The following is a 23,281-nucleotide window of genomic DNA, read 5'->3' on the forward strand; positions in this document are numbered from 1 at the left end:
CTAACCTAAAAGTAAAGCGGCGGTATGTCAACTCTTGTGGTAGCACAATGTGCGACTTTGGCTTGCATCCTTGCTCGCTAACAATGAAAATGAGAAGCATTACTTATACTGATAACAGGAAGCTGATTCGTGAGTCTCCCCTCTTTTTGCCGCACCGTGCTCTTACTGGCAGGTTTATCTCTTTCAGGAATTTCTTCAGGTCACGCCGCCGACTGGCCGCGTCAGGTTACTGACAGCCGCGGCACGCATACGCTGGAGCATAAACCGCAGCGAATTGTCTCCACCAGCGTGACCCTCACCGGTTCGCTGCTAGCGATTGATGCCCCGGTCATCGCCAGCGGTGCCACTACGCCGAACAATCGCATCGGCGATGCGCAGGGCTTTTTACGCCAGTGGAGCGAAGTGGCAAAAGAACGCAAACTGAGCCGCCTGTATATCGGCGAACCGAGCGCCGAGGCCATCGCAGCTCAAATGCCGGATTTGATTCTGGTAAGCGCCACCGGGGGCGATTCTGCCCTCGCGCTGTACGATCAGCTGTCCACCATTGCGCCAACGCTCATCATTAATTACGACGATAAAAGCTGGCAGTCGCTGCTGACCCAGTTAGGTGAAATTACCGGTCAGGAGCAACAGGCTGCTGCGCGTATTGCCGAGTTTGATAAGCAACTACAGGCAGTTAAGCAACGTATTACCCTGCCACCACAGCCGGTCAGCGCGCTGGTATATACCGCCGCGGCGCACAGCGCCAATCTGTGGACGCCCGAGTCAGCGCAAGGCAAGCTGATGGAGCAGTTAGGGTTCACGCTGGCAACGCTGCCTGCCAACTTGCATACCAGCCAGAGTCAGGGCAAACGCCACGATATCATCCAGCTTGGCGGTGAGAACCTGGCGGCAGGCCTGAACGGCGAAGCGCTGTTCCTGTTTGCTGGCGACAGCAAAGATGCCGATGCTATTTACGCTAATCCGCTTCTGGCGCATCTGCCAGCCGTGCAAAATAAACGTGTTTACGCCCTGGGTACGGAAACCTTCCGTCTCGACTACTACAGCGCAATGCTGCTGCTGCAACGTCTGTCGGCTCTGTTTTAATTGCCAGCGCCGGATGCGGCTAACGCCTTATCCGGCCTACAATCCGTAGAGCACAACGCGATCAGACATTCACGGGGACTTGCCGGAATCGGCGCACTTCTCCCAACAACAGCAGCAGTAAAAGACCGACAATCACCAGCCCAAACCCACTCACGCTTGCCGAAGCAACCGGCGTCATCATCGCGCCCAGACCACCTAACAACGCCGCGCCAATCGCATCACCGGTGACGTTCTGTGCGGTCCACAAACCATTAATTCGCCCGAGCATCGCTTCCGGCGTCTGCGTCTGTAACAGGGTGTACTGCAACAAAGAGCTGACCGCACTCAACCAGCCGAACAGCGCCAGACAAACCACACCAAGCTGCCAAACGGGCATCAAGCCAAACAGACCGATAGCCAGAAATGAAGCCACGGTCGATGCCAGCATAATCAGTCCCGGACGAAGACTGTGCGCCAGTTGTCCGCTGGTCAATGCACCCACGGCTGCCCCCAGCGGAATAGCCGCATACAGCAGGCCAATTTGCGCACTCGACATGTGCCAGTTAATCGCCAACGCCGGATACAGCACGCGCACGGCGCTCGCCATGGTTAACAGACCACCGAGCAGTGCAATGCCGCCAATCAGTGGGCTGGCAAGCAGAAAGCGGAATGCTGCCAGCAGCGATTTCAGCGGATGCTCACGCGGCTGCGGCGGAGGCGGCAACGCGGGAAGACTCAGCAACGGTAGTAAGGTAATGAAGGTCCCCGCCGCCGCCAGTCCGTAGTTCCAGGCCACGCCGCCGGTCGCGAGCAACACCCCGCCAAGCATCGGCGAAATTACCGATCCCAGACGTACCGTCAGCATGGTAATCGCCCCGGCCTGCATCAGATTCTCCCGCCCGACCAGCGCTGGCGTCGCTGCCAGTAAAGCAGTCACGCCCAGCGAAGCAAAGAAACCGTCCCATAAGCCAAGCAGATAAATTGCCAGTAACGACGGTTCGGGAAGTAACGCATTCAAACACAGGCCAATAAAGCCAATGCCACAGGTACCACGCGCCAGCAGGATCACTTTTTTACGCTCATAGCGGTCGGCCAGCACACCGCCCACCATCAGGCCAATAAACATTGCACTGCCGGTCAGCGTCACCGACAAACCGACCTGCCAGGTCGACTGGGTCATCATCTGGATTTGAACCGGAACCGCGACGCCGAGTAGCCCCAGAGAGACAATGGAAATAAAACGGGCGAGGAAGACTGCACGAAATGCAGGGTGGGTCTTTAACAGGCTGAGATTGAGCAGCCATGATTGTCGATTCATTACAGAGCCTTACCAGGTACTTTTTCAATATCCATTCGATGGCTGCACATGCTAACATATCCAAATAAGATCGATAACGATAATTACTATCATTATCAGGGAAGTTGATATGTCATGCTCTGTTTCCGCGACACGCGCCTTCGCCGTGCCCGGACTATTGTTATTACTTGTTCTGACCACGGTATTAAGTCTGGTTATTGGCGCCAAGTCGCTACCTGCCTCCGTGGTGCTGGATGCGCTCACCGGCAGTTGTCAAAGCGCTGATTGCACCATCGTGCTTGACGCGCGACTCCCACGCACGCTGGCGGGGCTGCTCGCCGGTGGTGCGCTGGGCCTGGCTGGCGCATTAATGCAAACGCTCACGCGTAATCCTCTCGCCGATCCCGGCATTCTGGGTGTCAACTCCGGTGCCAGCTTCGCTATTGTGCTGGGCGCCGCGCTGTTCGGCTTTTCCTCTGCGCAAGAGCAACTGCTGATGGCCTTTTGCGGTGCGCTGGCTGCGTCACTGATCGTAGCTTTTACCGGTAGTCAGGGCGGTGGGCAGTTAAGCCCGGTACGTTTGACGCTGGCGGGCGTTGCCCTGGGCGCGGTGCTGGAAGGATTATCCACCGGCATCGCCCTGCTCAACCCGGACGTTTACGATCAGTTGCGTTTCTGGCAAGCTGGCTCACTGGATATCCGCAGCCTGCAAACGCTGAAGGTTGTATTGGTACCAGTACTGATTGCCGCGGCTGTCGCACTGTTCCTCAGTCGCGCCCTGAATAGCCTGAGCCTCGGGAGCGACACAGCTACCGCGCTTGGTAGTAAAGTCGCTCGCACACAGTTTATTGGCCTGCTGGTTATTACCGTACTGTGCGGCAGCGCGACCGCGATTGTCGGTCCTATCGCCTTTATCGGCCTGATGATACCTCACATGGCGCGCTGGCTGGTGGGGGCGGATCACCGCTGGTCACTGCCCGTCACCCTGTTGGCAACCCCTTCTCTGTTACTGATTGCCGATATCATCGGTCGCCTGATTGTTCCCGGCGAGCTGCGCGTGTCGGTGGTCAGCGCTTTCATCGGCGCGCCGGTGCTTATCTTTCTGGTACGCCGTAAATCGCGCGGGGGTGGCGCATGATGCACCTCTCCCGCCGCCTGATAATCAGCAGCCTGCTGCTGGTTGCAGGTTGTCTCGTCATTGGTTTATGGAGCCTGCGTAGCGGCGTTGTTACGCTGGAAACCCAGCAAATTATTGCCGCCCTGCTCGGCGATGCGCCGCGCAGTATTACCCTGGTGGTGACCGAATGGCGTTTGCCACGCGTGCTCATGGCGCTATTGATTGGCGCAGCGCTCGGCGTGAGCGGCGCAATATTCCAGTCGCTGATGCGTAACCCGCTGGGTAGCCCGGATGTGATGGGCTTTAATACCGGTGCCTGGAGCGGTGTGCTGGTGGCAATGGTGCTGTTCGGACAGCATCTTACCGCGATCGCGCTGGCGGCCATGCTCGGTGGGATCCTGACTTCTCTGGTGGTCTGGGCGCTCGCCTGGCGCAATGGGATCGACACCTTCCGGCTAATTATTATTGGTATCGGCATACGCGCCATGCTGGTGGCGTTCAACACCTGGCTACTGCTGAAAGCATCATTAGAAACCGCGCTAACGGCCGGACTGTGGAACGCTGGATCGCTCAATGGCCTGACCTGGGCCAAAACCTGGCCGTCTGCCCCGCTGATTATTATCATGCTGGTATGCGCCACATTGCTGGTACGCCGGATGCGCTTACTGGAAATGGGTGATGACAGCGCCTGTGCGCTTGGTGTCAGCGTTGAGCGCTCGCGTCTGATGATGATGCTGGTTGCGGTTGTACTGACCGCTGCCGCCACCGCGCTGGCGGGTCCTATCTCGTTTATTGCCCTTGTCGCGCCGCATATCGCACGACGTATAAGCGGCACATCGCGCTGGGGATTAACCCTGTCAGCGCTGTGCGGCGCGTTGCTGCTGCTGATGGCGGATTTATGCGCCCAACAGCTGTTTATGCCTTATCAGCTTCCGGTGGGCGTTGTCACCGTAAGCCTCGGCGGTATTTATCTTATCGTCTTGTTAATTCAGGAGTCCCGCAAAAAATGACCGAATCAGTAGCCCGTTTGCGTGGCGACCAGTTAACGCTGGGTTATGGCAAGTTTACCGTGGCGGAAAACCTCAATGTGTCGATTCCCGACGGTCACTTCACCGCGATTATCGGGCCAAATGGCTGCGGGAAATCGACATTGCTGCGCACGCTTAGTCGCCTGATGACGCCCGCGAACGGCAAGGTCTGGCTCGACGGCGAACATATTCAACACTATGCCAGCAAAGAAGTCGCCCGAAGAATAGGTTTGCTGGCGCAAAACGCCACCACGCCGGGAGATATTACGGTACAGGAGCTGGTTGCCCGCGGGCGCTATCCGCACCAGCCGCTGTTTACCCGCTGGCGGCAAGAGGATGAAATTGCGGTCTCAAACGCCATGCAGGCGACGGGTATCACCCACCTGGCATCACAAAGTGTGGATACCCTTTCCGGCGGACAACGTCAACGTGCATGGATTGCGATGGTGCTGGCGCAGGAAACGTCGATTATGCTGCTTGATGAACCCACCACCTGGCTGGATATCAGTCATCAGATCGATCTGCTGGAACTGCTGAGTGAGTTAAACCGGGAAAAAGGCTACACGCTGGCCGCCGTTTTGCACGACCTGAATCAGGCCTGTCGCTATGCGACGCATCTGATTGCGCTGCGAGACGGAAAAATTATTGCCGAGGGAGCACCGAAGGAGATCGTCACCGCGCAGCTTATTGAAAAAATCTATGGACTGCGCTGTATGATTATCGACGATCCAGTTGCCGGAACGCCGTTAGTAGTGCCGCTTGGACGCAGCAAATAACACGCGTTATCGTAAGGCGGCTGGCTTGCCGCCATACGACAATTCATCACACCAGTTGCTGATCAATAAACGTCATTTTTTGCTTACGCGACACCATAGCATAGTTCAGCAAAACGCCACCACACGCCACCATTCCACCCAGTAATGCGGCCAGAATAACGATCATTGATTTAGCCGGGCCATCTTTTTTCACCGGCAGCGAAGGCGTAAGTTGATATTTAAACGGTGTGAATTTTACGTCGCTCACATTCATCGCTAACAGTTGCTCAACGTGATACTGCCGATTACGTAATTCACCGTTAATTTCAGCAACATCCGTTACTGATTTTTCTATTTCTAATTTACGTTCGATGCCGTCAGCACCCAGTGAAATAGAGAAATCGGGGTCATCCTTCACCGCCTGACCATTACTGTAGACCGGCTTTTTAATCCCGGCGGCATTGGCAATCTCCAGCGAGTAGTTCAGTCGCTGGATATTTGCTTCCAGCTGGTTCTTGAGCCTGACGCGATCCATCTCCAGCCTTTCTTTCTCGAAGCTGGTTTTGATCGACAGTTTATTGCGAATATCTTCCAGCGTTTCTTTCACTACAATATCAGAAATATACTGGATATATCCCTTCAGCACAGACTGAGCTTCTTCGGCATGAGGTGCGGTAAAACTCAGCGTCCATGAGGTATACAGCGAAGTTTCGTTCTTCTTACCCAGGTTAGTATCAACCGCTTTCATTTTCTCACTAAGCCTGACAATTGCCTGATGCAACTCCATTTCGTCGATATCAGCGCCTTTCAATTGATCCATCACGTAAGGTGAAGAGCGCAGATATTCTTCTAACAATGAAGGCGACTGGAATTTTTTGATAAACAGGTTAAACACATCACCACGGCTAACGCTAATATCCATATCCAGCACGCGCAATTTGGTCAACGTATTCTCGAGACTCTGCCACTGAACCGGTTCTGCGGGGGTCACGATTGCCTGACTGGTCCATTTTTGCGGAAGCAGGAAAGATACCAGAATACCCGCACAAGCAAAGGCGAAAACGGTCGCTATAATTTTCGTTCTTGCTCGCCATAAGATTTCGATTAGGTTCACTAAATCGATTTCATTTGCGTTTGCCGCTGGCTGAGGATAGCCAGTAAATTCCGAAACGTTATCTTGCTTAATATTTAATGATGACATGTTGCGTGACCTGAAAACTTTCCTAAAAGAAAAACATTCCTGTGGGAGAAGTCTACCAGCTAGTCAGAATTATCCGAAACACTCTTTGCGCTTGTCGCCCTACCAAAAATTATATTCGGAATTTATTCACCCCTTTCATCACCTTGCACCGCACAAAAACAACAACTCCACAACATATTCTTTACATTGTAGAGCTGTTCGATCACCGCGATTGCAATATTCGTCTTGTTACACAGATTTATTAATCAGCGTATTTATTACAGGTCCTATCGCCTCAAACGCGGTGGGGGAAATAATATCAACATGCGCGCAGTCGTGGCGGTAAACATCCAGACTGGATATCCACGGGGCCCAGCTACGTTCAGGGCTGACACCCGGCACTAAGGTACGCTCAGCAACGAACAGCGTGGCGTGACCTGCAAACGGCACGCTGTGCGCCGTGGTGAGCAGGCGAACCGCATCGGCGTAGTTGCCTTCGATCGCGTTAAATAAGGCCTCTGACGCATTCCCCTGCTGCGCCGCCAGAAAGGCTTCGCGTTCACGCTCGATCTCCGCCAGCACCGCTGGATCCAGCCCATTGGCCTCTTTTTCTTGCCAGTTTTGCGTCTCTGGCGGCCAGGTATCCAACAGACCGAGGAATGCAACCGTCTCTCCTCTGGCATGTAAGCGCGCGGCGATCCCCTGTGCCAGCGTGCCGCCCAGCGAATAACCTAATAAATAGTAAGGTCCGTGAGGTTGTTGACTGAGCAGCGTTGCCAGGTGATGTTCGCATACCGAGTCGAGATTATCCGCCGTTTGCATCGGGCCATCCGGTCGTGGCGACTGAATACCCATAATCGACCACTGAGGGCTGAGATAACGCGACAGCACGCTAAACTGCCAGGCAAAACCCGACGCCGGATGGAAGCAGAACAACGTTGGGCCGTGACTTTCACGCAGTGGCAATAGCGTCTCAAATCCCAGACGCTGCGACTGTTCATCATCATTGCTCTCCAGCAATGCGCTCAGTTGTTCCACGGTGGAAGCCACCATAATCTGCCCGGGCGTCACCTGACGCTCAAAAATGCGGCTCAACTGCGCTGCCAGCTTCATCGCCAGCAGCGAATGCCCACCAAGCGCAAAGAAATCAGCCTCTACATCATTCACCTCACAATCCAGCAAGGCCGCAAAAGACTGCGCGATGGTGGTCTCAGTCCCTGTTCGCGGTGCGCGCCCGGAAACACGCGACATCAACTGCGGCATCGGTAGCGCTTTACGATCCAGTTTGCCGTTCGCGCTAAGCGGCAGCTCCGCCAGTTGTAACAATACCGTCGGTACCATGTGCGCAGGCAGTTTTTCGCGCAGACGTTCCCGCAACACAGTCGTATCCAGCGGCAAACCCGATTGCGACACCAGATACCCCACCAGTTGGCGCGCATCGCCGCCTGTCGCCGCAGCCTGGTTGAATACGCAGGCATGGGCAACGGCATGCTCGACATCAGGCAACTGCTGCATCACCCGGTCAATCTCGCCGAGCTCAATGCGCTGTCCACGAATTTTAAGCTGGTCATCGCTGCGCCCGAGGTATTCCACCGCGCCATTTTCCAGCCAGCGCGCCACATCTCCGGTGCGGTACATACGTTCACCGACGCTAAACGGATCGGCGATAAAGCGGCTCGCCGTCAGATCCGGACGCCCCAGATAGCCTTGCGCCAGTTGGATCCCCGTCAGATACAGGTCACCCGCTACGCCGAAAGGCACCGGGCGCATCATGGCATCCAGAATGCGTAAACCGGTATTCCATACCGGATAGCCAATCGGTACGCTGTTGCCGGTTACGGCAGCGAGATCTTCTCCCCAGGCCGGATACCAGCTCACATCGACCGCAGCTTCCGTTGGTCCGTACAAATTGTGCAGTGGCGCATGAGTCAACTGCTCCCACTCACGGCATAAATCGGCTGGCAAGGCTTCGCCGCTGCAAAATACCCGTTTTAGAGAGGCACAACTCTCCCGCGCGGTTTCCGGCGTCAGTGAAGCGACAAAAGCGGCCAACATAGAGGAGACAAAGTGCGTGGTCGTCACCCCATAACGGGCAAAGAACTGCTGCATCGCCAGCGGATCGCGGTGCGCTTCAGGTTCTGCCATGACCAGTTTTGCCCCGGCAATAAACGGCCAGAAAAACTCCCATACCGAGACGTCAAAACTGCATGGCGTTTTTTGCGCCACCACATCATCTGCGGTCAGCGGATAGTGATTTTGCATCCACAGCAGACGGTTAACGATGGCGGTTTGCCCAACCATCACCCCTTTTGGTCTACCGGTAGAACCGGAAGTAAAAATGATATAGGCGGTATGATTGGGTTGAGATAGCGCCAACGGAGCAGCATCTTCTGCTGGCAGCGGCGAGTCATAGCACAGACTTTCCAGCCCTGGGATATCGCTAAAACGCGCCAGTTGCTCTTCAGTCGCTATCAACAATTTTGGCTTCGCGTCTTCGAGCATCATCCGCAGGCGATCGTCCGGGTATCCGGTATCCAACGGCAGCCAGGCAGCTCCGGCTTCCACAATACCGTGCAACGCCAGCGTCAGGAACACAGAACGCGGTAATGCCACAGCTACGCTGTCGCCAGGACGGACGCCGCGTTCGCGCAGAAGGCTCGCCAGCGCCACGACCTGCTGGCGCATTTCGCGATAGCTAAACTGATAACGGGCATCGGCCAGCGCCGGGGCATCCGGCGTTTTATCGGCCTGCTGTGTCACCAGTGCGCTAAGCGTAGTGAACGGGATCTCCACGGTCGTGTCGTTAATCTTCGCCAGCCGCTCATGTTCTGTAGGCAACAGCATCCCGGCGTCGCCGCAGCATAGCGACGGATTGTCAGCAAACTGCTCGATAAGCCCGATTAAACGCGAGGCATGCTGCGCCAGCGTTTCTGCATCGTAGCGCTGTTTATTGGCCAGGATTTCAATACTCAGCCCGCCGTTTTCATCCGGGAACAACGCCAGTTCAAGATCGTTCACCGGTCCTGTCGCCAGCGTATGAGTTTGCGCCTGAACGCCGGGAATATTCAGATGATAGTCGAATATTTTCACATTCAGCACCGGGCCAAACAGCGGCTCTGCACCGGCTGCACGCCCAATATCGCGAACGATTTGTTCGGCATCATAACGTTGATGCCGACGCATTTTCTTCAACTGCCCGGCCAGTCGTTGTGCAAGCGCAGGCAAGCTTTCTGCCGCATCCAGCCTCACACCAAATGGCAGAACGTTTAAAACCGGTCCAGTGGACGTCAACGCCGCCGAGCCCATACGCCGCATAAAGATAAACCCGGCGGCATAATCCATTCGGCTGCATAAGCGTCCCAGCCACAACGCCACCAGCGCCAGAGCCAGATCCGCACGCTGAACGTCAGGCATGCGTGCCGCAAGTCGGCGAAACGCTCCTTCAGGCGCGGTTAACTTCATGCGAATAATATCCGCGCTGGCCGAGCGTCCCGGCAACGGATTGTTCGACAGCGAAGCAGGAGGTGGGAGTTGCTTTCGCTGATCGCGCCAGAAGGCGCCGTCGCGTTGCCAGGCATCACTTTGACGGTACTGTTGATACTCTTCCACCACCTCGGCGAACGGCGTAAAAGGCGAGTCTGGCGTAGACTCGCCATCTAGCCATGCGCGATAGATTGCGGCTATCTGGCGGGTAATGGCCGGGAAGCTGAAGCCATCGACCAGCAAATGATGGTAACGCTGATACCAATACCAACGTTTATCTCCCACCTGTAAAAGCTGGTGAAAAACCAGCGGCTTATTGCCGTCAGCACGTATGTCCTGCTGCAGGTCTGCCTGCATCAACGCACGCGCCGCCTCATGTGGGTTGGATTTTTCGCGCAGATCGATGATTTCGGGTTGCGCAAAAGTGAGCGCAGGATCCACCCATTGCCAGACCTCACCGTTATCTTCGCTAAACTGCATTCGCAAGGTATCGGCCTGCTCCAGGCCCGCCACAACCGCTTTCGCCAGCAACAACGCGTCCAGTTCGCCGGTTAATTCTACGTAGTGCGCCACGCTCCACGCCGAGGGCAATGTGGAGAGTTTTTCCGCCATCCAGATCCCCGGCTGAGCCGCCACTAACGGTAAACGCTGAGTCATGGAGCCTCCTGCACATCGACATAGTTCGCGGGCGTCAGCGTGGTCCAGTTTGCATCCAGCCATTGCTGGCAGGCTTCCTGGAATTGGGGTCCGCAAGCAATTTGCCAACCAGCAGGAAGTGAACACTGCTGCGGCCAAAGGCTAAACTGACGTTGGGGATTTTGCAGAATGTAAAACTGGCCCTGCGGATTATCGAAGGGGTTACTGAATTCCATACTCAACTCCTGTCGTGGAATGTCGTCCGGTTAAATCGTGTCGGTAAGCGGTTGCCAGAGCGTCATTAGCCCTTGCATCAGACCGCCGCGCCAACAAAGCGCATCGTGTCCACCATCAACCTGACGCCAGAAAATAGACTGTGGTGCAGAAGGTAACTGGGCATATAACGCCTGATTAGCGCGATAAATAATGGGCTCGCGGATCCCCGCTTCCAGGACAATACGCAGTCCCTGAGCGCTGATGGTCCCGGTCTTCAGTTGCTCGACGATCGCTCCGTCCTGACCACCACCACGATGCGGCCACCAGTAAGAGCCCGACTGGCTAAGAACACAGCCAAAGCGCGCGGGCCAGTTCAGCCCGGCATACAGCGATGACAACCCGCCAAAACTTTGCCCGGCGACCACAGTACGCTGCGGATCGTCACTGAATGCGGTCGTCGTCTTCACCAGCGGCAACAGCTCCTCTTGTACCGCCAACCAAAAATCCGCGTTACACGGCAGTTCGCGGCTACGGTGAGCCGTGTCGATGGCATCAATCAGGAGATAAACGGCAGGAGGAAGGTGTCCACGATGCGTAAGTGAAGTTAGCGCAGGCCAGACCGGCATACTCTGTGCCCAAAACTGCCCATCCAGCAGGATAGCCAGCGGACGAGATTCCGCTTGGGCCTCTCCGGTGGTAAATACCCATACGCGACGCGTATTACCGAGCCTGGCGCTACGCCATTGCAGGCAAACTGCGGGTGAATCGGGGTTTTCAGGTCGATCCCATCCGGGCTGTACGGGCGCCTCCGGCATTTCCAGCGCAGACACCGCATGACCGCGACCGCCCTGCCAGCTCTGCGGATTAAGGGGATCGGCAATGGCCTGCGGCAGCAATTGCCGCCAGCCTTCACGCAGTACGCTTCGGTCAGGCGCTGCGCCCACCGCCAGCGAGGAAAAGATATCGTTTCGTGTTGTCGGGATAAAACAGTAGCTGCCGCGCCAGTTGGCGCTGAGAGAAACACGCCAGCACCAAACATTTGTTCCATCAATGCGTTGCATCGACTGAGGGGTAGCGTTTTGATGATGATCGGTGACGCCAGTGATATAGACCCACACGCGATGAATGGCTGACTCTTTCTCCGTTCCCTGCGGGTCACGCCACCAGAAGGTTACCCGATAATTTCCGTTGTCTTCACGCTCCCACTCCGGGCCTTTTTTTGACTGCCACCACGCCTCGCTTCCCATCTTTAACGTCGTCACCGCCATAACCCCATGTTTATTGTGAAATTTTATGATCTAGCGTGAAATATATTGATAATATTATTGATAACTATTTGCATTTGCAATAGCGTATTGTCGCGCTGTGGGAAGCGCGCACAGTTTTTCACCACTTATAAACCGACCTGGCGCTGCGTACTTTTTCTGGAATGGATAGTTTACGCAGATGCGGGCGACATCAGACCAAATGCCACACCGAGGCACATTGGTACTCGTGGCTAAAAGAACAGCAGGACATACAATGAACAACAAGATTCATTCACTGGCCTTATTGGTCAATTTAGGGATTTACGGGGTAGCCCTGCCAGCAATGGCGGAAGATCAAACCGATAGCGTAGCTGTCTCTCATGAAGACACCATCGTCGTTACCGCCGCCCAGCAGAACCTACAGGCGCCGGGCGTTTCAACCATTACCGCTGATGAAATTCGTAAGAACCCTCCCGCTCGCGATGTGTCGGAAATCATCCGTACCATGCCTGGCGTTAACCTGACCGGTAACTCAACCAGCGGTCAGCGCGGCAACAACCGCCAGATCGATATTCGCGGCATGGGGCCAGAAAACACCCTGATTTTGATCGACGGTAAACCGGTTACCAGCCGTAACTCCGTACGCCAGGGCTGGCGCGGCGAGCGTGATACCCGCGGCGATACCGCCTGGGTTCCACCGGAAATGATTGAGCGTATTGAAGTGCTGCGCGGTCCTGCCGCGGCACGCTATGGCAATGGCGCAGCTGGCGGCGTGGTGAATATCATCACCAAAAAAGGCAGCAATGAATGGCACGGTTCCTGGGATACCTATTTCAACGCCCCGGAACACAAAGACGAAGGATCGACCAAGCGCACCAACTTTAGCCTGAATGGTCCAATGGGTGGGGATTTCAGCTTCCGCCTGTACGGTAATCTCGATAAAACCCAGGCCGACGCATGGGACATCAACCAGGGTCATCAGTCAGAACGTACCGGCACATATTCAAATACCTTACCAGCCGGTCGTGAAGGGGTGATCAACAAAGACATTAACGGTGTGGTTCGCTGGGATTTCGCCCCACTCCAGTCACTGGAACTGGAAGCCGGTTATAGCCGTCAGGGCAACCTGTATGCGGGCGACACTCAAAACACTAACACCAACCAACTGGTGAAAGATAACTACGGGAAAGAGACCAACCGTCTTTACCGTCAGAACTATTCTCTGACCTGGAATGGCGGCTGGGATAACGGCGTCACCACCAGCAACTGGGTACAGTACGAACATACACGTAACTCCCGTACGCCTGAAGGTCTGGCGGGCGGTACTGAGGGTATCTTCGACCCGAATGCGTCACAAAAATATCTCGACGCCGACCTGAGTGACGTCATGCTGCACAGTGAAGTCAGCATTCCGTTAGATCTGCTGGTCAACCAAAACCTGACGCTTGGTACCGAATGGAACCAGCAACGCATGAAGGACATGTTGTCCAATTCACAGACCTTTATGGGCGGTGATATTCCAGGTTCGAGCAGTACCAACCGTAGCCCATACTCAGACGCAGAGATTTTCTCTCTGTTTGCTGAAAACAACATGGAACTGACCGACAGCACCATGTTGACGCCGGGTCTGCGTTTCGACCACCACAGCATCGTTGGCGACAACTGGAGCCCATCTCTGAACCTGTCCCAGGGTCTGGGTGATGACTTCACGCTGAAGATGGGGATTGCGCGAGCCTATAAAGCACCAAGCCTGTACCAGCTCAACCCGAACTACATTCTGTACAGCAAAGGCCAGGGTTGCTACGCCACCGGTTCCGCGACGGGCATTGGTTGCTACATGATGGGCAACGATGACCTGAAGGCCGAAACCAGTATCAACAAAGAGATTGGTCTTGAGTTCAAACGTGACGGCTGGCTGGCCGGGGTAACCTGGTTCCGTAACGATTACCGCAACAAGATTGAAGCGGGTACGGTACCGTTCGACAGAACGTCTATCACCAGCAAAGGGAAGACGACTTACACTGATATCTATCAGTGGGAAAACATTCCTAAAGCAGTGGTTGAGGGTCTGGAAGGTACGTTGAACGTACCGGTTAGCGAAACCGTTAACTGGACCAACAACATTACCTACATGCTGCAAAGTAAGAATAAAGAGACCGGCGAGCGCTTGTCGATTATTCCTGAATACACGCTGAACTCAACGCTGAGCTGGCAAGCGCGTGAAGATTTATCGCTGCAGTCAACCTTCACCTGGTACGGTAAACAGCAGCCGAAGAAATACGATTACCAGGGTAAACCGGTAACCGGTAGTTCGGCGAGTGAAGTCAGCCCGTACAGCATCGTCGGCCTGAGCGCGACCTGGGACGTGACGAAAAATGTCAGCCTGACTGGCGGCGTGGATAACGTCTTCGACAAACGTCTGTGGCGTGAAGGCAATGCCCAGACCACGGGCGATATTGTAACCGGGAACTATATGGCGGGCGCTGGCGCGCACACCTATAACGAACCGGGCCGGACGTGGTTCATGAGCGTTAATACGCACTTCTGATAACGTTTCTCCCTCTCCTCGCTACGGGGAGAGGGAAACAATAACGACGATGCACACAACGCACACAACGCTCACTTTCGCAGACCACACGCTGCACATTGTCGAGTTCGATCCCGACACCTTCCAAGAGCAAGACCTGTTCTGGCTCCCCCACCATACTCAGCTTCAATCCTGTGGGCGTAAGCGTAAAGCTGAGCACTTAGCGGGGCGTATTGCCGCAGTACATGCATTACGTGAATACGGTATCAAAACTGTGCCTGGCATCGGCGGGCAGCGACAACCGCTGTGGCCACAAAAGTTGTTTGGCAGCATCAGCCACAGTACGTCAACTGCGCTGGCGGTGGTATCGACGCATCCCGTCGGACTGGATATAGAAGCTATTTTTACGCGGCAAACCGCAGTTGAGCTGACTGGCGGTATTATCGACAACAGCGAACAACGAATTTTACAGCTCAGTCCTTTGCCCTTTCAGCTCGCCTTAACCTTGGCGTTTTCCGCCAAAGAGAGCGTGTATAAAACATTTTCCGCGCAGGCATCAGAGCTGCCGGGTTTTGCCAGCGCCAAAATAGTTGCACTCACAGCGACACACTTAACGGTGCAAATCACCCCGTCATTTTCGCAAAACCTCACCGGACAGGAAGTTAATGTTCGCTGGTTTCAGCATGATGAAAACATCATTACTCTGTGTGAAGCGACTTTGTAACAAAGTCAGCCATTGACCGGCGTTGCCGCCCATGTTCATCAAAGTTCTCCGCTGCCAGCCAGCGCTGTAACACGGCGTCACACTGGGGCCATTCGCCGTCAATCATCGATAACCAGTCGCTGTCGCGATTGCGACCCTTGCGCACAATCTTCTGGCGAAAGCGTCCTTCGAAGATAAACCCAAGGCGCTCCGCTGCCCGTCGAGAAGCGGTGTTCAAAGAATCGCATTTCCACTCCACGCGACGATAACCCAACGCAAACGCCTGGCGCAGCAGCAGCCAGATGCTTTCGGTGCCAAGTACCGTATTTTTCATGCGCGGTGACCAGGTCACATGACCAATTTCGACCGAACCGTGCTCTCGTTCGATCGCCATAAAACACACCAGTCCGACGGCACGTCCGAAACGCTGATCAATGACGGCATAGGGAACCAAAGAGGCATCAGTGGATTTCCCCTCAACCCAACAAGCTGCAGCCTCAACGCTTGTGGGGCGAGAGCTTGCAAGCCAGGTCCAGTCGCGATCGTCCGGTGCCTGCGCGTAAGCATCAAACAGATCGGCGGCATGGCTGTCTGCATCCAGAGGAACCAGTCGACAATATTGACCGACAAGCGTTTCCCGTGGCAGTACGGCAGCGCCATTCCAGTCCGGCACAACATCGCCGACGGTCTGCCCATAAAGATTTATTTCCGGCACGATTCAACCCCTGTTGCGAAGTAAAAAATAGTTATAACACCAGCTATTTCACCTTCAAAGCGTCACCAGGGAATATCTGACAACGAACAGAAAATCAGCCGCCCTTCTATACTGATTAAAAATCAACGCTGAAGAGAGTCTTATGCCACTTCCCGATTTTCATGTTTCTGACCCTTTCACGTTAGGCATTGAACTGGAAATGCAGGTGGTCAATCCTCCAGGCTACGACCTGAGCCAGGATTCTTCCCGGCTGATTGACGCCGTAAAGCCGCTGCTTACCGCCGGAGAAGTCAAGCACGATATCACGGAAAGTATGCTGGAGATGGCGACCGGAGTTTGTCGTAATATCGACCAGGCGAGTGCTGAATTATCCGCTATGCAGCAGATAATCACGCGGGTTGCTGCAGAGCAGCACCTCGCCATTTGTGGCGGGGGTACGCATCCATTTCAAAAATGGCAACGTCAGGAAGTCTGCGATGATGAACGCTATCGGCGTAACCTGGAAAATTTCGGTTATCTCATTCAGCAGGCGACGGTATTCGGTCAGCATGTGCATATCGGCTGCGCAAACGGCGACGATGCCATATACCTTCTGCATGGCCTGTCGCTATTTGTTCCGCATTTTATTGCGCTCTCTGCCGCTTCACCTTATATGCAGACGTCCGACACGCGGTTTGCCTGCGCGCGACTGAATATATTCTCCGGATTTCCCGATAATGGCCCGATGCCATGGGTGAATAACTGGCAGGAATTCGAGGGGCTATTCCGTCGACTGGCTTACACCAGCATGATTGATAGTATTAAAGATTTACACTGGGATATCCGTCCCAGCCCGCACTTTGGCACGGTAGAGGTTCGGGTAATGGATACGCCGCTGACCCTTGATCATGCGGTCAATATGGCAGGGCTTATTCAGGCTACCGCCCACTGGTTACTCACCAAACGTCCGTTCAAGCACCAGGAGCGTGATTACCTGTTGTATAAATTCAATCGTTTTCAGGCCTGTCGCTTTGGTATGGTGGGAATCATCACCGACGTCAATACCGGCGACGGTTGCCGCTTGTCAGATGACACATTGCGACTACTGGAGAATGTTGCGGTCTCTGCGGATAAAGTGGGCGCGGCCAGCGCGATTGAAGCCTTGCATCTGCAGGTTAAGCATGGTCATGACGAGGCGCAAAACATGCGTGACTTCGTCGCCGAAGGCGGGTCGCTGAGTGGTCTGGTGAAAAAACATTGTGAGATTTGGGCCGGGCTTTGAGCGTGGGAATTTGCGTTGCCCACAGAGATCCCGGACAATGGCTTTTTAACTCAAGTTTAACAATACCATGAAACACCCGCTTGAATCACTGATGACCGCCGCCGGGATCCTGTTGCTGGCATTTTTGTCCTGTCTGCTGCTGCCCGCCCCCTCAGTTGGCCTGGTACTGGCGCAAAAATTCGTGGCCACCTTTCATTTGATGGATCTCAACCAGTTTTATACTTTGCTGTTTTGTCTATGGTTTTTACTGCTGGGAGTGATTGAGTATTTCGTTTTGCGCTTCATATGGCGGCGCTGGTTCTCGCTGGCGGATTAGACCCGCGAGAACCCTTAGCTGTTAATGCGTTCGGCTATGATTTTCTTTGCGATAAGCGCCCGGCGGCTGGCTGAACGTACGGGTGAAAATACGCGTAAAGGTCTGCTGCGAATCGAATCCGTATTTCAAACAGATGTCGTACACTTTCTGGTCGGTATCGCGTAGATCGCGCGCGGCCAGTAGCAGCTTGCGTTCCCGAATGTAACGCCCGAGGCTTTCGCCTTTATACTGCATAAAAAGACGCTGCAGGTGCCATTTTGAATATCCCGCATGGCGTGCAATATCATCAATGCGCAATGGTTGATTCAAATTATCATCAATCCATTCAACAATCGTATCAATTACCTGAGCAGAAATCGTCATCATGCTCTCCCCTGTATTCATTGAGTCACCTGTTGCCACCAGGCCGTAAACAGTTGGTCCGGTGCGGACAGTATTACCGGTTCACCCAGCATTGGCGTCAGCAATCGGTAATCGTAACGACGGCTGGCAAGCGCCAGTCGTTTGTAAGGATCATCCCAGGTATGTTTCGCCAGAACGAAACGACCTGCATGCCCTGGTAGAACGGCTTTCGCATGCAGATCGACCGCAGCCTGTGCCGTCTCTTCCGGCATCATGTGAATAAACTTCCAGTCATGGTCATACTGGCCGTTCTCCATAATCGCCAAATCAACCGAGCCAAACTGCTCGCCGATGGCTTTAAAATGCGGTCCATAGCCGGAATCGCCGCTGTAATAAACGTTCTGCTCCGGCGTTTCAAACATGAAACTCGCCCATAGCGTCTGATTGCGCTTGATGCCTCTCCCCGAAAAATGACGGGCTGGCAACGCATGAACGATCAGCGAATCCGTTACTCTGATGGATTGATTCCAGTCCATCTCGTCGATTATCTCGCCGCGCATTCCCCAATAACGCAGATGTGACCCTACGCCAAGCGGCGTAATCACCCGCTTAATTTTCGGCATTAACGCCTTGATCGTGGCGAGATCCAGATGGTCATAGTGATCGTGCGAGATAATGAGCAGATCGATCTCCGGCATCGTCTGTGCGGACCACGGATAATCACCGGCAAAGGCTTTGTTCAGGAATGAAAGCGGTGCGGCATAGTTGCTAAACACGGGATCGATCAGGATACGTTGACCCGCCAGCTGCAAATACCACGAAGAGTGACCCAGCCAGACAAGCGTGTCCTGCTCTGGAGATAACCCGGCGAGATCGGTCGCCACCAATGGCAACGGATGTGCTGGCCGCGCATTTTCGCGCTTAGCGACCAAAAACTCCCACCAGGCAGCCAGCATACTTTTGTTGCCGGTATAGCCCGGTGTTGGTACCTGGTTATGAAACTGTCCATCACGATAGTGCGGTGACTGTTCAACCTGACTCAGCTGTGCCCCTTTCGGTGCCTGACCAAACCCGGCATTGAGTAAAAACGGTAAACTTGCAGCTGCGCCAATGAGCATAATAACAACCACACAAACTGTGAGACGCTTCATATCCTGACCTTAAACACGCCCCCTTTCCGCTGGTTTGCGTGACTGACTCTTGATTATGAGTGAGTAAGCACTCATTATAGAAATCGAAAGTTCGCCGTCAAGATGATTTTCAATCTTTGACATTCACCGTTGCGGTGCTGCAAAGGCCGTGATTCAATCATGCTTTTTACAACTTAAGGGTAAAGTGTAGTGGCTCGTCCGAAGAGTGAAGACAAAAAATTGGCATTACTGGAAGCTGCAACCACAGCATTTGCACAATCAGGTATTGCGGCGTCTACCGCCGTAATTGCCCGCAATGCAGGTGTTGCGGAGGGAACGTTGTTTCGCTATTTCGCGACCAAAGATGATTTAATCAACGAGCTTTACCTCTTTTTAAAGCACGATCTCTGTCAGTCGATGATGGCAAATCTGGATCGCTCAGTGACCGATGCCAAAACCATGACTCACTATATCTGGAACAGCTACATTAGCTGGGGCCTGAACCATACCTGTGGGCATCGCACGATTCGCCAGTTAGCCGTTAGCGAGAAAATCAGCAAAGAAACAGAACAGCAGGCCGACGATATGTTCCCGGAACTGCGCGATCTTTGTCATCGCTCCGTGCGACCTGAGTTTATGTCTGACGAATATCGCGCATTCGGCGATGGCCTTTTTCTCTCTTTGGCGGAAACCACCATGGAGTTCGCAGCCCGCGACTCTGCCCGGGCCAAGGAATACATATCGATGGGATTTGAAGCGATGTGGCGCGCACTAACCCGCGAGGAACAATAATGGACGGCCAGACACTGCATACCTGTGCGAAACGCCTTGCGCTCGAACTGCCTTTTACCGAACACTGCTGGCCATTCGGCCCGGAATACGATGTATTCAAGGTTGGCGGAAAAATTTTTATGCTGGTCTCAGAGCTACGCGGACGCCCGCTGGTTAACCTGAAATCAGACCCGCAAAAATCACTGTTAAACCAGCAGATTTACCCCAGCATTGAACCCGGCTATCACATGAATAAAAAGCACTGGATCTCGGTCTATCCGGGCGACGACATTACCGAGTCATTACTGGCAGAGCTGGTGAATGATTCCTGGCACCGCGTCGTTGACGGCTTGCCGAAGCGGGATCAAAAACGCCTGCGTCCAGACTGATTTATCGTTAACCCCGATAAGTGTTTTTGCATTTTCCTGTCTTATCTTTTTCCTGCTAACCCTGTACCCTGCTGAAACAAAACGTACCCGCAGGGTATAAAAAACCACCAGGAGTAGTTATGGATATTGTTTCTGTCGCCTTAAAACGTTACTCCACTAAGGCATTCGATCCGACTAAAAAACTGACCGCTGAGCAGGCCGAAAAATTAAAAACGCTGCTGCAGTTTAGCCCATCCAGCACCAACTCTCAGCCATGGCATTTTATCGTTGCCAGTACTGATGAAGGTAAAGCGCGTGTGGCCAAATCCGCAGCCGGCGGCTTTGTGTTCAACGAACGTAAAATGCTGGATGCTTCCCACGTAGTAGTGTTCTGCGCCAAAACGGCGATGGACGACGCGTGGCTGGAGCGCGTGGTGGATCAGGAAGAGAGCGATGGCCGCTTCGCCACCCCTGAAGCTAAAGCTGCAAACCACAAAGGTCGTACCTTCTTTGCTGATATGCATCGCAAAGAACTGAAAGATGACAACCACTGGATGGCAAAACAGGTGTACCTGAACGTTGGTAACTTCCTGCTGGGCGTTGCAGCAATGGGTCTGGATGCAGTGCCGATCGAAGGCTTTGATGCGGCGGTGATGGATGCAGAGTTTGGTCTGAAAGAAAAAGGTTTCACCAGCGTAGTGGTGGTCCCGGTGGGTCATCACAGCGTAGAAGATTTCAACGCCGCGCTGCCGAAATCCCGCCTGCCGCTGAAAACAACGCTGACAGAAGTCTAATCCCCGCATTTGCATAAGCTCCACACAGCGGTCATCATAGACCGCTGTTTATTAAGGAGACGTTATGCAGGAATTGATATCTCAGGTAGAAGAACTCGGCATTGAAATAAATCACACCACTTCGCTGGTGATGATTTTTGGCATTATTTTTATCACCGCCATTATTGTTCACGTTATTTTGCACTGGGTGGTATTACGCGCATTTGAAAAACGCGCCAGCACCAGTTCCCGTCTGTGGTTGCAAATTATCACGCAGAACAAATTATTCCACCGCCTGGCGTTTACGCTGCAAGGTATCATCGTCAATATACAGGCCACACTCTGGCTACAAAAAGGCAGTGAAGCGGCCGATATATTAGTGACTTGCGCACAGCTGTGGATCATGATGTACGCCCTGCTGTCCCTGTTTTCTCTGCTGGACGTTATTCTTAACCTGTCACAAAAGCTCCCAGCCGCATCCCAATTACCCTTAAAAGGTATATTTCAGGGTATCAAACTGATCGCCGCCATCCTGGTCGGGATCCTGATGATTTCCCTGCTGATAGGTCAATCGCCGGCAATACTGATAAGCGGCCTGGGTGCCATGGCAGCCGTGCTAATGCTGGTATTTAAAGACCCGATACTCGGTCTGGTGGCCGGAATACAGCTCTCGGCCAACGACATGCTTAAGCTTGGCGACTGGCTGGAAATGCCGAAATACGGTGCAGACGGTGCTGTTATCGATATTGGTTTAACCACCGTCAAAGTGCGCAACTGGGATAACACCATCACCACGATCCCCACCTGGTCACTGGTATCAGACTCTTTTAAAAACTGGAGCGGAATGTCGGCTTCAGGCGGTCGGAGAATTAAACGCAGCATCAGCATTGATGCCACCAGCATCCATTTTCTTGATGAGGATGAGCGTCAGCGACTGCATAAAGCGCACCTGCTGAAACCGTATTTGACCACGCGTCACCAGGAAATCGACGCGTGGAATCAGCAATTAGATGCGCCTGAATCGGTATTGAATCACCGTCAAATGACCAATATTGGCACCTTCCGCGCTTATCTGAACGAATATTTGCGTCATCACCCGCGTATTCGCAAAGATATGACGTTAATGGTGCGCCAGCTTGCGCCAGACGATCACGGATTACCAATCGAAATTTATGCTTTTACCAATACGGTGGTCTGGCTGGAATATGAAAGTATTCAGGCTGATATCTTCGACCATATCTTTGCCGTGGTCGAAGAGTTTGGCCTGCGCATTCATCAGTCGCCTACCGGAAACGATATTCGCGCACTGTCTGGCGCATTTCAGCGATAACGCTCAGGTACTGGCGCGTGAAATATAGCGCCAGTCCATCATCACCCTTTCCGTCTGCGCGTCAGGATTTTCTATTTTATTCAGCAGCAATCCTACCGCTTTGCGGCCTATATCCCGCGAGGGCTGCTCAATGGTCGAAAGCTGAGGGGAAACCATTTCTGCCAGTTCCGTACCGTCGAATCCAACGACGGCGATATCCTGCGGGATCTGTAATCCGGCATCGAAAATAGCTCGCATCGCACCAGCGGCTAACGTGTCCGATACGGCAAACACCGCGTCGGGTTTCACCTCTGCGGCAAGGAATGTTTTCATCGCCGCAATTCCTGCGCTGGAACTTAATTCACTGGCGTATTCCACGGCCTGATATTCAAGCGACAGCGCATGTAGCGCCGCTTTATAGCCGCGTTCGCGTAACCGGGCGTATTTATAACTTAGATCATGGTTGATTAAGGCAATGCGTTGGTAGCCCTTTTCCACCAGGTGAGATATTACCGACTGTGCAGCGTCAACATCGTTAATCCCGACGCAGGAAACCGCACCTTTATCAGCGTATTCCGCACACTGAACCCAGGGCGCGTCGCCAATCAGCGTAGTCAGTTCCGGTAATTTTGAGAATGCATCCATGGTGATAATGCCATCGACGATTTTCCCCGACAGCAACTTCAACGCCGATTTTGAGCGGGCTGTATCCGAGCCGGAATTACACAGCAAAATGCGATAGCCATTCTTCTCCGCCTCCTCTTCAATACCTTTAACAACCTCTGCACAAAAAGGGTTGGCAATGTTGGAAACCATTACCAGAATCATCGAACTACGTGCCGTACGCAACTGACGCGCCAGCAGGTTGGGCTGATAATTGCTTTCTTTAATAGCCTGTAGCACGCGCTCGCGATTTTTGGCTTTGACGGTATCGCTGTGATTCAGCACACGCGATACCGTCGCCACTGACACACCGGCAAGCTGAGCGATTTTTTGAATAGACATAACGACGACACATCCTGCGGTTTACGCTTTGCGTTGA

General features: G+C 53.7%; 21 protein-coding genes. 12 read left to right on the forward strand and 9 right to left on the reverse strand.

Annotated elements, in window-relative coordinates:
* Positions 1-129 precede the first annotated feature (129 nt).
* Complete coding sequence (fepB, locus tag OGX66_RS10445) at positions 130-1,086, forward strand: Fe2+-enterobactin ABC transporter substrate-binding protein (protein ID WP_088902614.1); 957 nt, start codon at positions 130-132, stop codon at positions 1,084-1,086.
* 61 nt (positions 1,087-1,147) lie between these two features.
* Here fepB and entS read toward each other — a convergent pair whose 3' ends face one another.
* A complete protein-coding gene (gene entS, locus OGX66_RS10450) occupies positions 1,148-2,383 on the reverse strand; it encodes an enterobactin transporter EntS (protein ID WP_058842522.1) in 1,236 nt (411 codons plus the stop codon).
* A gap of 109 nt (positions 2,384-2,492) precedes the next feature.
* On the opposite strand from entS, the gene fepD reads away from it, so the two are divergent.
* The 3 genes from fepD to fepC are packed head-to-tail and all read left to right on the forward strand — an operon-like array spanning position 2,493 to position 5,283.
* Positions 2,493-3,500 carry a Fe(3+)-siderophore ABC transporter permease gene (fepD, locus tag OGX66_RS10455; RefSeq protein ID WP_003835646.1) on the forward strand — a complete coding sequence of 336 codons (1,008 nt, stop codon included), beginning with the start codon at positions 2,493-2,495 and terminating at the stop codon, positions 3,498-3,500.
* Positions 3,497-4,489: an iron-enterobactin ABC transporter permease gene (gene fepG, locus OGX66_RS10460; RefSeq protein WP_003022026.1), complete on the forward strand. Its 993-nt coding sequence runs from the start codon at positions 3,497-3,499 to the stop codon at positions 4,487-4,489. The genes fepD and fepG overlap by 4 nt, the downstream gene beginning before the upstream one ends.
* Entirely contained in the window at positions 4,486-5,283 is a 798-nt protein-coding gene (gene fepC / locus OGX66_RS10465) for an iron-enterobactin ABC transporter ATP-binding protein (protein WP_003022023.1), read from the forward strand. The genes fepG and fepC overlap by 4 nt, the downstream gene beginning before the upstream one ends.
* Before the next feature lie 46 nt (positions 5,284-5,329).
* Here the strand turns inward: fepC and wzz(fepE) are convergent, their stop codons facing one another.
* From wzz(fepE) to fes, 4 genes are all read right to left on the reverse strand, one after another.
* Positions 5,330-6,463 carry an LPS O-antigen length regulator Wzz(fepE) gene (wzz(fepE), locus tag OGX66_RS10470; protein WP_048219378.1) on the reverse strand — a complete coding sequence of 378 codons (1,134 nt, stop codon included), beginning with the start codon at positions 6,461-6,463 and terminating at the stop codon, positions 5,330-5,332.
* A gap of 228 nt (positions 6,464-6,691) precedes the next feature.
* Positions 6,692-10,582, reverse strand: a complete 3,891-nt coding sequence (entF, locus tag OGX66_RS10475) for an enterobactin non-ribosomal peptide synthetase EntF (RefSeq protein WP_270921602.1) — start codon at positions 10,580-10,582, stop codon at positions 6,692-6,694.
* Positions 10,579-10,797 carry an MbtH family protein gene (locus OGX66_RS10480; RefSeq protein WP_088902616.1) on the reverse strand — a complete coding sequence of 73 codons (219 nt, stop codon included), beginning with the start codon at positions 10,795-10,797 and terminating at the stop codon, positions 10,579-10,581. The genes entF and OGX66_RS10480 overlap by 4 nt, the downstream gene beginning before the upstream one ends.
* Positions 10,798-10,827: 30 nt before the next feature.
* Entirely contained in the window at positions 10,828-12,045 is a 1,218-nt protein-coding gene (gene fes / locus OGX66_RS10485; protein ID WP_016149760.1) for an enterochelin esterase, read from the reverse strand.
* 253 nt (positions 12,046-12,298) lie between these two features.
* On the opposite strand from fes, the gene OGX66_RS10490 reads away from it, so the two are divergent.
* The gene (locus tag OGX66_RS10490) at positions 12,299-14,572 is read left to right on the forward strand and encodes a TonB-dependent siderophore receptor (RefSeq protein WP_003835658.1); all 2,274 of its coding nucleotides are present in this window, start codon (positions 12,299-12,301) and stop codon (positions 14,570-14,572) included.
* A 49-nt stretch (positions 14,573-14,621) separates the two neighbouring features.
* Positions 14,622-15,275 (forward strand): enterobactin synthase subunit EntD, encoded by a 654-nt coding sequence (gene entD, locus OGX66_RS10495; protein ID WP_088902617.1) that lies wholly within the window; start codon positions 14,622-14,624, stop codon positions 15,273-15,275.
* On the opposite strand, the gene OGX66_RS10500 is transcribed toward entD, so the two are convergent.
* Entirely contained in the window at positions 15,250-15,969 is a 720-nt protein-coding gene (locus OGX66_RS10500; protein ID WP_003022005.1) for a GNAT family N-acetyltransferase, read from the reverse strand. The two genes, entD and OGX66_RS10500, sit on opposite strands and share 26 nt — an antisense overlap.
* Before the next feature lie 142 nt (positions 15,970-16,111).
* Here OGX66_RS10500 and OGX66_RS10505 point away from each other — a divergent pair, with 142 nt between their 5' ends.
* Together OGX66_RS10505 and OGX66_RS10510 are read left to right on the forward strand one after the other, a co-directional pair.
* Entirely contained in the window at positions 16,112-17,230 is a 1,119-nt protein-coding gene (locus tag OGX66_RS10505) for a YbdK family carboxylate-amine ligase (RefSeq protein ID WP_088902618.1), read from the forward strand.
* A gap of 67 nt (positions 17,231-17,297) precedes the next feature.
* Positions 17,298-17,546, forward strand: a complete 249-nt coding sequence (locus OGX66_RS10510; RefSeq protein ID WP_003835669.1) for a DUF1158 domain-containing protein — start codon at positions 17,298-17,300, stop codon at positions 17,544-17,546.
* Positions 17,547-17,567: 21 nt separating this feature from the next.
* Here the strand turns inward: OGX66_RS10510 and OGX66_RS10515 are convergent, their stop codons facing one another.
* Together OGX66_RS10515 and OGX66_RS10520 are read right to left on the reverse strand one after the other, a co-directional pair.
* A complete protein-coding gene (locus OGX66_RS10515) occupies positions 17,568-17,909 on the reverse strand; it encodes a RamA family antibiotic efflux transcriptional regulator (protein WP_003021996.1) in 342 nt (113 codons plus the stop codon).
* Positions 17,910-17,926: 17 nt separating this feature from the next.
* A complete protein-coding gene (locus OGX66_RS10520; RefSeq protein WP_003835671.1) occupies positions 17,927-19,039 on the reverse strand; it encodes an MBL fold metallo-hydrolase in 1,113 nt (370 codons plus the stop codon).
* 189 nt (positions 19,040-19,228) lie between these two features.
* On the opposite strand from OGX66_RS10520, the gene OGX66_RS10525 reads away from it, so the two are divergent.
* From OGX66_RS10525 to OGX66_RS10540, 4 genes are all read left to right on the forward strand, one after another.
* On the forward strand, positions 19,229-19,810 hold the full coding sequence (locus OGX66_RS10525; protein ID WP_003835677.1) for a TetR/AcrR family transcriptional regulator: 582 nt from the start codon (positions 19,229-19,231) through the stop codon (positions 19,808-19,810).
* Positions 19,810-20,178, forward strand: coding sequence for an MmcQ/YjbR family DNA-binding protein (locus OGX66_RS10530; RefSeq protein ID WP_088902619.1), 369 nt, complete (start codon positions 19,810-19,812; stop codon positions 20,176-20,178). Before OGX66_RS10525 ends, OGX66_RS10530 begins: the two co-directional genes overlap by 1 nt.
* A gap of 119 nt (positions 20,179-20,297) precedes the next feature.
* Entirely contained in the window at positions 20,298-20,951 is a 654-nt protein-coding gene (gene nfsB, locus OGX66_RS10535) for an oxygen-insensitive NAD(P)H nitroreductase (RefSeq protein WP_088902620.1), read from the forward strand.
* Between the two features lie 64 nt (positions 20,952-21,015).
* The gene (locus OGX66_RS10540) at positions 21,016-22,260 is read left to right on the forward strand and encodes a mechanosensitive ion channel family protein (protein WP_003835682.1); all 1,245 of its coding nucleotides are present in this window, start codon (positions 21,016-21,018) and stop codon (positions 22,258-22,260) included.
* A gap of 3 nt (positions 22,261-22,263) precedes the next feature.
* Here OGX66_RS10540 and OGX66_RS10545 read toward each other — a convergent pair whose 3' ends face one another.
* The gene (locus tag OGX66_RS10545) at positions 22,264-23,244 is read right to left on the reverse strand and encodes a LacI family DNA-binding transcriptional regulator (protein ID WP_003835685.1); all 981 of its coding nucleotides are present in this window, start codon (positions 23,242-23,244) and stop codon (positions 22,264-22,266) included.
* Between the last annotated feature and the right edge of the window lie 37 nt (positions 23,245-23,281).

The sequence above is a fragment of the Citrobacter sp. Cf072 genome (assembly GCF_030334485.1).
GTDB classification, from domain to species: Bacteria; Pseudomonadota; Gammaproteobacteria; order Enterobacterales; family Enterobacteriaceae; genus Citrobacter; species Citrobacter freundii.